The sequence below is a fragment of the Citrobacter sp. Cpo089 genome (assembly GCF_030332695.1).
GTDB classification, from domain to species: domain Bacteria; phylum Pseudomonadota; class Gammaproteobacteria; order Enterobacterales; family Enterobacteriaceae; genus Citrobacter; species Citrobacter portucalensis.
This window is the reverse complement of record NZ_JAOWHJ010000036.1, coordinates 40890-54788: the sequence shown is the minus strand read 5'-3', so window position 1 is coordinate 54788 and position 13899 is coordinate 40890. Positions and strand designations below refer to the sequence as shown.

The window sequence follows — 13899 nt, the reverse complement described above, 5'->3', positions numbered from 1 at the left end:
CCCGGCTGTATGCGCGAGGTTACCGACTGCGGCCTGAGTTTTTTAAGTGACGTAAAATCGTGTTGAGGCCAACGCCCATAATGCGGGCAGTTGCCCGGCATCCAACGCCATTCATGGCCATATCAATGATTTTCTGGTGCGTACCGGGTTGAGAAGCGGTGTAAGTGAACTGCAGTTGCCATGTTTTACGGCAGTGAGAGCAGAGATAGCGCTGATGTCCGGCAGTGCTTTTGCCGTTACGCACCACCCCGTCAGTAGCTGAACAGGAGGGACAGCTGATAGAAACAGAAGCCACTGGAGCACCTCAAAAACACCATCATACACTAAATCAGTAAGTTGGCAGCATCACCTCGCATTTCTGCTTGAGTGTAATAACTATAGCTGTGGCTTTTAGCTTGGTACGTGACGTTAAGAGTCGGTGATGATTCAAGAATATCCTCTTCTTTAGTCAGGTAGGTTGAAAACAACCCCTGACACAGCTTCAGATAATCTTTGACTGTTTTGGATGAAACCAGATCTTCTTCTGGGACTTCATCCAAGTCCAAACATTGCTGGATAGTCATCCGGTTATAAGGCTTCTTATTCTGACGGGGTAAACCTTCAACTACCTCAAGCAGGTTTTTGATATCACGTCGAGTAATATCAGTAACTTGAGTATCTGCCCCCAAAACCGCTTCTATCACTTCATAGTATTTTTCATTGCCTTGCCTAATCTTCGGTGCCCAATCAGATTTAAAGCTGAGAAATCCCTGCCATGCCTCAGATAAAGTCAGTTTAGAAGCCAATGGTTCTTCAGATTTATCGGCTACGGTGTGAGTGTAATCGTTGTCTGGACGCATAGAGTTAACAATCTGCCGATAATCAGAATTTCGCTGATCTATAAAGGCTATATGCGCATCACAGTAGTGTCTCCAGAGGAGATCATATTCTGAAGCTAGATAATCGATCTCATCCTCCATTCCTGTAAGATCAAATTGGCTACTAAGTTTTTCTATAACTGAATCTATCGACAATGGGTCAGAGTCTTGTTTGAAGGTAAAATCAAGCAGTTGCCCGAAATCAGACGCATTACGTTTTTCATCAACCAACGAACCTGACGCTCGCAAGGTGCTACGCACTTTTGAGGGGATTTTTTTTACTGCGGCATAAAAAGCAGCCTGAATGCTGAGTAAATAGTTATCAATGTCTTTTTGTTCTAATTTCTTCATTTTCTGCACTATATCCAATAGTTGGGTTGGCTCCATCTTGGACGATTTTACAAGAGAAATGAACATAGAGAGGCGGGAAGATATAAACCTTGCTCTGCTGGCTGAATCGCAACCTAAAGATACACGAAAGAAGCCACCTAAAGGTAGTCTGAAATGAAGGCAGTAGCGATTGCCACGCTTCAGGATATTCGGGATGGAACAGCCGTTGGTGTGCCTCGTTTGTATCACAGTCTGTGTCACATTTTTACCTATTAAGGCCTGAGACACACCAACGTATTGTTTTAGAAGAAGTTGAAGCTGACCGATAAGCCGGGTTCTGTCGTGGACAGTCATTCATCTAGGCCAGCAATCGCTCACTGGCTCAAGCAGCCTACCCGGGTTCAGTACGGGCCGTACCTTGTGAACCCCTATTTGGCCTTGCTCCGGGTGGAGTTTACCGTGCCACGGACTGTTACCAGCCGCGCGGTGCGCTCTTACCGCACCCTTTCACCCTTACCTGATCCCACTTGCGTGGGCCATCGGCGGTTTGCTCTCTGTTGCACTGGTCGTGGGTTTCCCCCCCAGGCGTTACCTGGCACCCTGCCCTATGGAGCCCGGACTTTCCTCCCCTCCGCCCGTCTCCCCCGAAGAGGACGACGACGAAGCGGCGACTGTCTGGTCAGCTTCGGCGCGCAGTATAGAGGGTTTGCGGGGCAATGTCACCCCGCACTGCGCATTCCTATCGCTAACGTGGCAGCGATGTTTCTTGAGGCGCGATAAATATTATCAAATGCCCCACGGAAGGCCTCTTCCAGCGTGCTGATGCTGGTCAATACGCTAAACACCGCATCGATACCATATTGATGCACTACCTCCACATCGCGCGTCAGGCTACCACCAATACCAATAACCGGCTTGTGGTACTTCTTCGCGACATTCGCCACGCCTACCGGCACTTTGCCGTGAATGCTCTGGCTGTCGATCCGCCCTTCGCCGGTCACCACCAGCGTACAGTCGTGAATATGCTCTTCCAGATTGAGCGCCTGGGTCACAATCTCGATACCGCTGCGCAGCTCGGCGCCTAAAAAAGCCATTAACGCCGCGCCCATTCCGCCTGCCGCACCGGAGCCTGGCACATCTTTCACATCGACCCGCAGCGATTTTTTAATGATGTCGGCATAATGAGACAGATTACGGTCCAGTTCGAGAATGCGTTCTTCCGTCGCCCCTTTCTGCGGGCCAAAAATGCGCGAAGCGCCAGAATCGCCGATGAGAGGATTAGTCACATCGCAGGCCACGCGAATGGAACAGGTTTTTAAGCGCGGATCCAGACCCGAGATATCGATGGAGTTCAGACTCATCAGGCTTCCACCACCGTAGCCAATCTCTGTCCCGTTGGCGTCGCAAAGTTTTGCCCCCAGTGCCTGCACCATACCCGCGCCACCGTCGTTGGTCGCACTGCCGCCGATGCCAATAATGATGCTCTGCGCACCGCTATCCAGCGCCTGCAAAATCAGCTCTCCGGTACCGCGTGACGTAGTGACTAAAGGGTTGCGCTTTTCAGGAGGCACCAACGCCAGACCGCTGGCTGCCGCCATTTCGATAAACGCGGTTTTACCATCTCCAGACATGCCCCAGCAGGCATTCACTTTTTCGCCCAGCGGCCCCGTTACTTGCGCTGAATGTTCACTCCCTTGCGTCGCGGCAATCATGGCTTCGACCGTTCCTTCGCCGCCATCGGCAACCGGAACAGAAACATATTGCGCATCGGGGAAAATTTCCCGAAATCCTTTTTCTATTGCCTGAGCTACCTCGGTGGCAGAAAGGCTTTCTTTATAAGAGTCTGGGGCAATTACGATTTTCATAGTTATGTAGCCTGACAGTGCCGCGCAAGGCAAGAAATACAGGGCGCGCATCCGCGCCCTTCTTGTTAGCGAGTGACTTCCACTTTCGCCAGTTTTTCGTAGTAGCATGCGAGCGCACTGTGATCGGCTGTACCCAATCCATCTGCACGTAGCGCCTGCATCATCTCCATGACTGCAGCAGTCAGCGGCAACTGAGCGCCAACGCCATGAGAGGTATCCAGCGCGTTCGCCAGGTCTTTGATATGCAGGTCAATACGGAAACCTGGTTTAAAGTTGCGATCCATCACCATCGGCGCTTTCGCATCCAGCACGGTGCTGCCTGCCAGCCCGCCACGGATCGCCTGATACACCAGGTCCGGATTCACACCCGCTTTGGTCGCCAGCGTCAGCGCTTCAGACATCGCGGCAATGTTCAGCGCCACAATCACCTGATTCGCCAGCTTGGTGACATTACCCGCGCCAATTTCACCGGTATGCACCACGGAGCCTGCCATCGCTTTCAGCAGATCGTAGTACTTGTCGAAAATCGCTTTATCACCGCCGACCATCACCGACAACGTGCCGTCAATCGCTTTTGGCTCGCCGCCGCTGACCGGCGCATCCAGCATATCCACGCCTTTCGCTTTCAGCGCATCGCTAATTTCACGGCTGGCTAACGGCGCGATGGAGCTCATGTCGATAAGCACTGTGCCCGGTTTCGCCCCTTCAATAATGCCGCCTTCACCCAGTGCCACTTCCTTAACATGCGGAGAGTTCGGCAGCATGGTGATGATCACATCACACTGCTCAGCGATATCTTTCGCCGTGGCGGCGGTTTCAGCGCCTGCGGCAATTACTTCCGCAATGGATTCCGGGTTACGGTCAGCAACCACCAGCGAGTAACCTGCCTTGAGGAGGTTTTTACTCATTGGTTTACCCATAATACCGAGGCCAATAAAACCAACTTTCATTGTCATGTCTTTATCTCTCTCTACTGTCGATGGTGGTTATTTCTTAAAAGAATCAGCCAGTTTCTGCGTGGCTGAACGGAACACGCCAAGGTCGCTGCCAACGGCAACAAACGTCGCGCCCCACTCCAGATAACGACGCGCATCCGCCTCTACCGGGGCCAGAATGCCGCTTGGTTTGCCGTGTGCTTTCGCGCGGGCAAAAATGTGCTGGATAGCTTTCTGCACATCAGGATGTGACGCATTGCCGAGGTGGCCTAGCGCCGCGGCCAGATCGCTTGGTCCGACGAAGACACCGTCAACGCCTTCTGTCGCCGCGATTGCGTCAACGTTATCAACGCCCTGCTGACTTTCGATCTGCACGATGATGGTGATGTTCTTATTCGACTGCGCAAAGTAGTCCGGTACGGTGCCAAACATATTGGCGCGATGGGATACGGACACGCCACGAATACCTTCCGGCGGATAGCGGGTCGACGCCACAGCGTTAACCGCTTCTTCTTCCGTCTCAACGAACGGGATCAGGAAGTTGTAAAACCCGATATCCAGCAGGCGCTTGATAATCACTGGCTCGTTGGTTGGTACACGCACTACCGCCGCGCTGTCGCAGCCTTTCAGCGCCATTAATTGCGGAATAAACGTCGAGATATCATTCGGCGCATGTTCGCCATCCAGTACCAGCCAGTCAAAACCTGCCAGGCCTAAAACTTCGGTACTGATTGGGCTGGCCAATGCAGACCAGCAGCCAATCTGAATTTGTTGCGCCGCGAGGGCCGCTTTAAACTTATTCGGGAAAATCGTGTTATTCATCGCCTATACCTTTGTTTATTTCTGCAATTCCATACGTTTAATGTCACCGACAATAAACAGGTAGCAAACCATTGCCATCAGCGCCGAGCACCCTACAAACATCAGCGCAGCATTAAATGAGTGCAGCTCGCTCACCAGATACCCAATCACCAGCGGGGTGACGATGGAAGCCACGTTGCCAAATACGTTAAATACCCCACCGCACAGACCGACAATCTCTTTCGGCGCGGTATCGGAAATCACCGGCCAACCCAGCGCGCCGAAACCTTTACCGAAGAAAGCCAGCGCCATCAGCGCCACCACAAGAGCGGTATTATCGGTGTAGTTACACAGAATAATGGTCGATGCGAGCAACATGCCGAGCACTATCGGCAGCTTACGCGCCAGGGTAATGCTGAAACCACGTTTAATCAGATAATCAGAGAACACGCCGCCGAGCACGCCACCGAAAAACCCGCACAGTGCCGGAATCGAAGCCACCATGCCCACTTTCAGGATCGACATACCTTTTTCCTGAACCAGGTAAATCGGGAACCAGGTGAGAAAAAACCAGGTAATTGTGTTGATAAAATACTGGCCAAAGAATACACCAAGCATCATACGGTTCGTGAGCAACTGCTTGATATAATGCAGTTTAGGACCACCTGACTTCACATCGCCCGGCTTTTTATGGTCCATATCCACGACCGCGCCGTTTTCAGAGATAAACTTCAACTCTTCTTGCGACATGCGCGGGTGATCGGTTGGGTTATGAATAAACTTTACCCACAGTCCGGTAAGCACAAAACCAATCACGCCCATTACGGTAAAGACGTGCTCCCAGCCCCAGGCGAAGGTCAGCCAGCCCAGCAGCGGGGAAAACAGCGCCAGGGAGAAATACTGTGCAGAGTTAAAAATCGCAGATGCCGTACCGCGCTCTTTCGTTGGGAACCAGGCCGCCACGATACGGGCATTAGCCGGGAAGGATGGCGCTTCCGAGAAGCCCAGCATAAAGCGCATGATGAACATTGAAATACCCGCCCAGGCCAGCGGGAACATGTCCACAAAGCCCTGCAGGAAGGTAAACAGTGACCAGAAGAACAAACTGTAGGTGTAGACTTTCTTAGAGCCGAATTTATCCAGCAGCCAGCCGCCGGGGATTTGCATCAACAGGTAAGCCCAGCCGAAGGCGGAGAAAATGTAACCCATTGAGATGGCGCTGAGATGTAACTCTTTCGCCACTTCAGTTCCGGCAATAGACAGCGTCGCACGGTCCGCATAGTTAACGGCTGTAACAATAAATATTATCAGCAATATTAAATAACGGGTGTGCGTACCTTTCTTTTTCTCGACAACTGTATCCAATATCATTCTATTTACCTCGGGCACATAAAAGGTTTTTATTATTATTTTGTGGGTATTTCTCGTGATAAATTACCGATAATAGAAATAGATAATAATTTATCAGGCGTTATGAAACCGTGATTTAGTATAATCATCAACACAACGTTAATCATTGTTCAAACGCTCATTAAACTAGCGTTATTTAATTAATGTTTTGGGCATATGCACACATGCCTGGGCGCTAATGCACACATTTACGTATTGCTACCCTCGGCGACGCGGCCTTGCTGAGTTTAAGTGATCATCATCACATTCTTCACGTTAAACTCCTGACATTCTTATTTCACGATACCGAATCTTTATTACTTACAATTAGATTCAAAATATAAATATCCACACTATTATCACCACCTTGTTGGAGAATACTGGACAATGGCCGACATCGAAATCAGACAAGAATCGCCAACGGCGTTTTATATTAAAGTTCACGAAACAGATAATGTGGCGATAATTGTCAATGACAATGGTCTGAAAGCCGGAACGCGTTTTCCGGACGGACTGGAACTCATTGAACATATTCCCCAGGGTCATAAAGTGGCGCTATTGGATATTCCTGTTCATGGCGAAATCGTGCGCTATGGCGAAGTGATAGGCTATGCCGTTCGCCATATCCCACGTGGCAGCTGGATTGATGAATCAATGGTTGAGCTGCCCAAAGCCCCGCCGCTGGAGACGCTGCCGCTGGCAACTAAAGTGCCAGAGCCGCTGCCGCCTCTTGAGGGTTATACCTTTGAAGGTTACCGCAATGCTGACGGTAGCGTAGGTACCAAAAATCTACTCGGCATTTCCACCAGTGTGCACTGCGTGGCGGGTGTGGTGGATTATGTGGTGAAAATCATTGAGCGCGATCTGCTGCCTAAATACCCGAACGTTGACGGCGTGGTGGGGCTCAATCATCTGTACGGCTGCGGCGTGGCGATCAATGCTCCAGCCGCCATCGTGCCGATTCGCACCATTCACAATATTGCGCTTAACCCGAATTTTGGCGGTGAAGTGATGGTCATCGGCCTCGGTTGCGAAAAACTGCAGCCTGAGCGGCTGCTGGAAGGCACGCACGATGTGAAAAGTATTCCAGTCGACAGCGCCAGTATCGTCAGCCTGCAGGATGAAAAGCACGTCGGCTTTCAATCGATGGTCACCGATATTCTGCAAGTGGCCGAACATCATCTGGCAAAGCTCAATCAGCGCCAACGTGAAACTTGCCCGGCTTCAGAACTGGTGGTCGGCATGCAGTGCGGCGGTAGCGATGCGTTTTCCGGCGTGACGGCCAACCCGGCGGTGGGCTATGCCTCCGACCTGTTAGTACGCTGCGGCGCGACCGTAATGTTCTCTGAAGTAACAGAAGTGCGCGATGCCATCCACCTTCTGACCCCACGTGCGATTAACGAAGAAGTCGGTAAACGCCTGCTCGAAGAGATGGCCTGGTACGATAACTACCTTGATATGGGCAAAACGGATCGCAGTGCCAACCCTTCTCCGGGCAACAAGAAAGGCGGTCTGGCAAACGTGGTGGAAAAGGCGCTAGGTTCGATTGCCAAGTCTGGCAAGAGCGCGATTGTCGAAGTATTGTCGCCGGGTCAGCGTCCAACCAAACGTGGCCTGATTTACGCAGCAACCCCCGCCAGTGATTTTGTTTGCGGTACACAGCAGGTCGCTTCCGGGATCACCGTGCAGGTGTTCACCACTGGTCGCGGTACGCCGTATGGCCTGATGGCCGTGCCGGTGATTAAAATGGCGACACGCACCGAGCTGGCCAACCGTTGGTTTGACCTGATGGACATTAACGCAGGTACCATCGCCACCGGAGAAGAAACCATTGAAGATGTGGGTCTGAAACTGTTCGAATTTATTCTCGACGTCGCCAGCGGGCGTAAGAAAACCTTCTCGGACCAGTGGGGACTGCATAACCAGCTGGCGGTGTTTAACCCGGCGCCAGTGACCTGATTATCTACCGTATTTTCTTAATGAGCATGCCTTCGGGCATGCTTTTTTTTCGCCGCAACCTTTCGTAAACCTCCCATATCTTTCGAAACTTTCATTTATCAGATCGAAATCACAAAAAAACGTTACGAAACCCTATATTTTATTTCGAAGAAAGAAATCGAAAGACTTCGGAGGAAGTATGTTTATCATCTCAAGCAAAATGATGCTGAAGAAGGCGCAGCAAGAAGGCTATGCCGTACCGGCGTTTAACATTCACAACCTGGAGACCTTACAGGTTGTCGTGGAAACAGCAGCCGAACTACGCTCTCCGTTGATCGTCGCCGGCACACCTGGCACTTTTAGTTATGCCGGGGTCGGTAACATCGTTGCAATCGCCAGTGAACTGGCAAGAAGCTGGAACCATCCTCTCGCCATCCATCTCGATCACCATGAAAGCGCCACCGATATTGAAGCGAAAGTCGCTACAGGCATTCGCTCCGTGATGATCGATGGTTCCCATCTGCCGTTTGCCGACAACATTGCATTAGTTAAACACGTAACAGACTACTGCCACCGCTATGACGTTAGCGTTGAAGCTGAGCTGGGACGGCTGGGTGGGCAAGAAGATGACCTAATCGTGGACGGAAAAGACGCGCTATATACCCACCCAGAACAGGCTCGGGAGTTCGTGGAAAAAACGGGTATCGACTCACTGGCTGTCGCGATTGGCACAGCTCATGGTCTGTATAACGCTGAACCTAAACTGGATTTCGATCGACTAGCCGAGATTCGTCAGCACGTTGATATCCCACTGGTTTTACATGGCGCATCTGGCCTGCCTACACATGATATTAAGCGCGCAATCTCCTTAGGGGTCTGCAAAGTTAACGTCGCTACCGAACTTAAAATCGCCTTTGCTGGCGCACTCAAAACCTACCTGAGCGCACATACCGATGCGAACGACCCACGGCATTACATGATGCCAGCAAAAGCGGCCATGAAAGAGGTAGTACGTAAGGTGATTGCCGACTGCGGCTGCGAAGGAAAGTTGTAATTGATTAATTAATTCGAATTGTACGGGTTCTGACAAAGGTCTGTTTTTAAAGCTGGATCACGAAAGATGCTTTTACCCTTTGCCTTCAATCCAAAAATATTATGAAGATAAACAAAAGATATCGGAGATAGAAGTGAAAGAAATAATCTCTCGTCATAAAGCAGGTGAGCATTTAGGTATTTGTTCTGTTTGTTCAGCCCATCCGCTGGTTATTGAATCTGCATTACGTTTTGATCTCAATACGAACACGAAAGTTCTAATCGAAGCGACCTCTAATCAGGTTAATCAGTTTGGTGGTTATACCGGGATGAAACCCGCTGATTTCCGTGACTTTGTCTATAGCATCGCACAAGCGGTTGGTTTTCCTCGCGAAAGGCTGATTCTGGGTGGCGATCATCTCGGCCCTAACTGCTGGCAAAACGAACCTGCGGCAGAAGCGATGGAAAAATCCGTAGCCTTAATCAAAGCTTACGTTGCCGCAGGGTTCAGCAAAATCCATCTTGATGCTTCGATGTCCTGTGCTGACGACCCAACGCCGTTAGATCCAATGGTTGTTGCCCAGCGGGCAGCCGTACTTTGCCAGGCCGCAGAAACAACGGCAACCGAAGAACAGAAACACCATCTGACTTACGTTATTGGAACAGAAGTTCCCGTACCAGGCGGAGAAGCCAGCACCATTGGCACCGTTCATGTCACACGCGAAGAAGATGCCGCCCGGACACTGGAAACCCATCAGGTTGCCTTCCGCGCATTAGGGCTTGAAGAGGCGTTAACTCGTGTAATCGCCATTGTGGTTCAACCCGGCGTCGAGTTCGATCACACCCAAATCATTCACTACCAACCACAAGCAGCAGAAGCGCTATCCGCCTGGATAAAAGAGACACCAATGGTCTACGAAGCGCATTCTACCGATTATCAAACCCGCCAGGCATACCGTGCTCTGGTACGCGATCACTATGCAATATTGAAAGTGGGTCCGGCACTCACCTTTGCCCTGCGCGAAGCTATTTTTGCTCTTGCGCAAATGGAAAATGAACTGATCTCCCCAGAACAACGGAGCCGGGTTCTGGAAGTAATTGACGAAGTAATGTTGAATGAACCGGACTACTGGAAAAAATATTATCGCCCAACCTGGAGCCAGGCGATGGTCGATATTCACTTCAGCCTCTCCGACCGTATTCGTTACTACTGGCCGCATCCCCGCATTCGTCAAAGTGTAGAGAAATTAATCACCAACCTTAATGACATCGCTTTACCACTGGGACTCATTAGCCAGTTTATGCCCGTGCAATTTGAACGCCTGACTGAAGGGACGTTAACCGCCACACCACGCAATCTGATTATCGACAAAATCCAGGACGTTCTGCGCGCCTATCGCTTTGGTTGCGCACCAGTAATTGCCTGAAATCTGGAGAATATATGAGCCAACTTTTTGTTCGAACAGGAATTAACTTTAGCTCGTGTCAGCATGCGCTGACACATATTGGGGAGGAGATGCTGGCCAAAGGGGTCGTGTATGAAAGCTATCCGCAGGCCCTGATTGAGCGTGAAGCAACTTTTCCAACCGGAATAGCGCTGGAACGTCATGCCGTTGCGATTCCACATTGTGAAGCTGTGCATGCGATATCCCCTGCTATCTATCTGATTCGCCCGGATACACCGGTCAACTTTCAACAAGCAGATGATGACGAAGAGATAGCCGTCTCTTTAATTATCGCCTTAATCGTTGAGAACCCGACTGCGCAGCTGAAGCTCCTGCGTCGTCTGTTTAGTGAGCTACAAAACCCGAACACCATTGAAGCATTGCTGAATGCGCCTGATGCAGAACTGGCCATGCTCTTTCGGGAAAAAATCCTTGAGTCTGAGCCCTGCGCACAGGCTTGATAAAAAACTGATAATAAAAGGAATACCCTATGAAACGTAAAGTAATTGTGGCCTGTGGCGGTGCTGTAGCAACTTCAACAATGGCGGCAGAAGAAATTAAAGAACTCTGTGAAGCCAACAATATCCAACTCGACCTGGTTCAATGTCGGGTAACAGAAATCGAAACCTATATGGATGGAGCGGATCTTATCTGTACCACCGCCCGCGTTGACCGTACGTTTGGCGATATCCCAGTGGTCCACGGCATGCCTTTTGTTTCAGGTGTGGGTATCGAAGCATTACAGCAAAAAATACTGACTATCCTCGTGGGGTAACGCCATGTTTAGCGAAATAATGCGTTATATCCTCGACTTAGGTCCAACGGTTATGCTGCCGTTAGTGATCATCATCTTCTCAAAATTGCTGGGAATGAAGCTCGGGGATTGTTTTAAATCAGGTTTGCATATCGGGATTGGCTTCGTCGGTATCGGTCTGGTGATCGGCCTGATGCTGGACTCTATTGGCCCTGCCGCAAAAGCAATGGCAGAACAATTTCAAATCAACCTGCATGTCATCGATGTCGGTTGGCCTGGCTCATCACCAATGACCTGGGCTTCGCAAATTGCGTTAATTGCGATTCCAGTCGCCATTGGGGTGAATATCCTGATGCTGGTTACCCGCATGACCCGTGTGGTGAACGTCGACATCTGGAATATCTGGCATATGACGTTTACTGGTGCCATGTTGCATCTGGCGACCGGCTCATACTGGCTGGGCATTCTCGGCGTGGTTGTTCATGCCGCCTTCGTCTATAAACTGGGTGACTGGTTTGCCAAAGACACGCGCGACTTTTTTGGCCTGGAAGGCATTGCCATTCCACACGGTTCCTCGGCATACCTGGGCCCGATAGCTGTCCTGGTTGATACGATTATTGAAAAAATCCCCGGACTGAACCGCATTCATTTCAGCGCGGATGATGTCCAAAAACGCTTCGGACCCTTCGGCGAACCTGTAACCGTCGGTTTTGTGATGGGATTAGTGATCGGCATGCTGGCTGGATATGACGTTAAATCTGTGCTGCAACTGGCGGTGAAAACCGCTGCCGTTATGTTGCTCATGCCGCGTGTCATTAAACCGATTATGGATGGCCTGACTCCTATTGCTAAACATGCCCGTAAACGCCTGCAGGCAAAATTTGGCGGACAGGAGTTCTTAATCGGTCTGGATCCTGCACTACTGCTCGGCCATACGTCGGTGGTTTCCGCCAGTCTAATCTTTATCCCGCTGACCATTCTGATTGCTGTTCTGGTACCCGGAAACCAGGTTCTGCCATTCGGCGATCTCGCGACCATTGGTTTCTTTGTCGCCATGGCGGTAGCCGTTCATCAGGGGAACCTGTTCCGCACGCTGATCTCTGGCGTCATCATTATGGGTATCACCCTGTGGATAGCCACACAAACTATTGGTTTACATACCCAGCTTGCCGCTAATGCAGGCGCATTGAAAGCCGGTGGCATGGTGGCCTCAATGGATCAGGGCGGCTCCCCAATCACCTGGCTGCTAATCCAGCTCTTCACCTGGCAGAACGTGGTGGGCTTCATCATCATCGCTGCTATTTACCTGTTGGGTGTATTGCTGACCTGGCGTCGGGCACGTAATTTCGTGGCGGCTGAAAAAGCGGCAGCCATAACGGAAAGCCAGACCGCATCTTAATTTCTGGGGAGCATTTGCTCCCCTTCACATTTCTGGAGACACTTATGAAATCAGTGGTTATTCACGCTGAGGGCGACGTACGCGTTGAAGAACGTCCCATACCACAACTGCAAACTGATGAAGATGTATTGGTCAAAGTGGTCAGTTCAGGGCTTTGCGGCTCAGACATTCCCCGTATCTTCAATCATGGTGCGCACTATTATCCAATCACGCTCGGGCATGAGTTCAGTGGTTATGTTGAGTCCTACGGCGCAAGCGTAACCGACTTACAACCCGGTGATGCCGTGGCCTGCGTACCGCTGCTTCCCTGCTTTCATTGCCCTCAGTGCGAGCGGGGATACTTCTCGTTATGTAAACAATATCAGTTTGTCGGTTCACGAAGCGAAGGCGGGAACGCAGAATATGTGGTTGTAAAACGCGCCAACCTGTTCCGCCTGCCTTCAGATATGCCGATTGATGATGGCGCATTCATTGAACCGATTACCGTCGGTCTGCATGCTTTTCATCTGGCTCAGGGATGCGAAGGGAAAAATGTGATTATCGTTGGTGCTGGTACTATCGGTTTGCTGGCAATGCAATGTGCCCGTGAACTCGGTGCAAAAAGTATCACGGCGATTGATATCAACCCGCAAAAGCTGGCATTAGCAAAAGAACTGGGGGCAACCCATGTGTTTAATAGTCGTGAGATGAGTGCGGCTGAGATCCACGCGGGCCTGGAAAATATTCAGTTTGACCAACTCGTGCTGGAAACAGCGGGAACCCCGCAAACTGTGACGCTGTCGATTGAGATTGCAGGCCCTCGTGCTCAACTAGCGTTAGTCGGCACATTGCATCACGATCTGACGCTTGCTTCAGGTGTCTTTGGGCAAATATTACGTAAAGAATTAACCATTCTTGGCAGTTGGATGAACTATTCCAGCCCATGGCCTGGAGAAGAGTGGGAAACCGCTGCCCGTTTATTGACGGAAAAACGCCTACAGCTTGAGCCGTTAATTGCTCACATTGGCGATGCCGAAAGCTTTGCCAGCGCCGTCAAGTCACTCCACGGCGCGCCGATGCAAGGAAAAATTCTACTCAAACTATCCTGAACCCATGAGCCAGCAACCTGCGCTGGCTCACATTTACTTTCGAAATTTAGCGTTCACCTTTCGCAA

Annotated in this window: 12 protein-coding genes, 1 other RNA gene and 1 pseudogene; 7 read left to right on the top strand and 7 right to left on the bottom strand. The window is 50.7% G+C overall.

Annotation, left to right across the window (positions count from 1 at the left end):
- The 7 genes and pseudogenes from OGX92_RS05985 to garP form a co-directional block, all read right to left on the bottom strand.
- Nucleotides 1-295: pseudogene (locus tag OGX92_RS05985) on the bottom strand (IS1-like element IS1A family transposase); the annotation flags it as partial.
- A 28-nt stretch (nucleotides 296-323) separates the two neighbouring features.
- A complete protein-coding gene (locus tag OGX92_RS05980) occupies nucleotides 324-1208 on the bottom strand; it encodes a hypothetical protein (RefSeq protein ID WP_286586320.1) in 885 nt (294 codons plus the stop codon).
- Between the two features lie 289 nt (nucleotides 1209-1497).
- Nucleotides 1498-1874, bottom strand: an RNA gene (gene rnpB, locus OGX92_RS05975) — RNase P RNA component class A.
- Between the two features lie 32 nt (nucleotides 1875-1906).
- The gene (gene garK / locus OGX92_RS05970; protein WP_032934186.1) at nucleotides 1907-3052 is read right to left on the bottom strand and encodes a glycerate 2-kinase; all 1146 of its coding nucleotides are present in this window, start codon (nucleotides 3050-3052) and stop codon (nucleotides 1907-1909) included.
- 65 nt (nucleotides 3053-3117) lie between these two features.
- Nucleotides 3118-4008 (bottom strand): 2-hydroxy-3-oxopropionate reductase, encoded by an 891-nt coding sequence (garR, locus tag OGX92_RS05965; protein WP_003828600.1) that lies wholly within the window; start codon nucleotides 4006-4008, stop codon nucleotides 3118-3120.
- Between the two features lie 30 nt (nucleotides 4009-4038).
- Nucleotides 4039-4809 (bottom strand): 2-dehydro-3-deoxyglucarate aldolase, encoded by a 771-nt coding sequence (gene garL / locus OGX92_RS05960; protein WP_063941599.1) that lies wholly within the window; start codon nucleotides 4807-4809, stop codon nucleotides 4039-4041.
- A gap of 15 nt (nucleotides 4810-4824) precedes the next feature.
- On the bottom strand, nucleotides 4825-6159 hold the full coding sequence (gene garP, locus OGX92_RS05955; protein ID WP_003828604.1) for a galactarate/glucarate/glycerate transporter GarP: 1335 nt from the start codon (nucleotides 6157-6159) through the stop codon (nucleotides 4825-4827).
- A 405-nt stretch (nucleotides 6160-6564) separates the two neighbouring features.
- On the opposite strand from garP, the gene garD reads away from it, so the two are divergent.
- The 7 genes from garD (at nucleotide 6565) to gatD (ending at nucleotide 13833) form a co-directional block, all read left to right on the top strand.
- A complete protein-coding gene (gene garD, locus OGX92_RS05950; protein WP_191222108.1) occupies nucleotides 6565-8136 on the top strand; it encodes a galactarate dehydratase in 1572 nt (523 codons plus the stop codon).
- 178 nt (nucleotides 8137-8314) lie between these two features.
- Complete coding sequence (locus tag OGX92_RS05945; protein WP_191222107.1) at nucleotides 8315-9169, top strand: tagatose bisphosphate family class II aldolase; 855 nt, start codon at nucleotides 8315-8317, stop codon at nucleotides 9167-9169.
- A 133-nt stretch (nucleotides 9170-9302) separates the two neighbouring features.
- On the top strand, nucleotides 9303-10574 hold the full coding sequence (gatZ, locus tag OGX92_RS05940; RefSeq protein ID WP_197385474.1) for a tagatose-bisphosphate aldolase subunit GatZ: 1272 nt from the start codon (nucleotides 9303-9305) through the stop codon (nucleotides 10572-10574).
- A 14-nt stretch (nucleotides 10575-10588) separates the two neighbouring features.
- On the top strand, nucleotides 10589-11053 hold the full coding sequence (gene gatA, locus OGX92_RS05935) for a PTS galactitol transporter subunit IIA (protein WP_003828615.1): 465 nt from the start codon (nucleotides 10589-10591) through the stop codon (nucleotides 11051-11053).
- A 29-nt stretch (nucleotides 11054-11082) separates the two neighbouring features.
- Entirely contained in the window at nucleotides 11083-11367 is a 285-nt protein-coding gene (gatB, locus tag OGX92_RS05930; protein ID WP_003828616.1) for a PTS galactitol transporter subunit IIB, read from the top strand.
- Nucleotides 11368-11371: 4 nt separating this feature from the next.
- Entirely contained in the window at nucleotides 11372-12745 is a 1374-nt protein-coding gene (locus OGX92_RS05925) for a galactitol-specific PTS transporter subunit IIC (RefSeq protein ID WP_267440810.1), read from the top strand.
- A 44-nt stretch (nucleotides 12746-12789) separates the two neighbouring features.
- Nucleotides 12790-13833, top strand: coding sequence for a galactitol-1-phosphate 5-dehydrogenase (gene gatD / locus OGX92_RS05920; protein WP_286586319.1), 1044 nt, complete (start codon nucleotides 12790-12792; stop codon nucleotides 13831-13833).
- The last annotated feature ends 66 nt before the right edge of the window (nucleotides 13834-13899 follow it).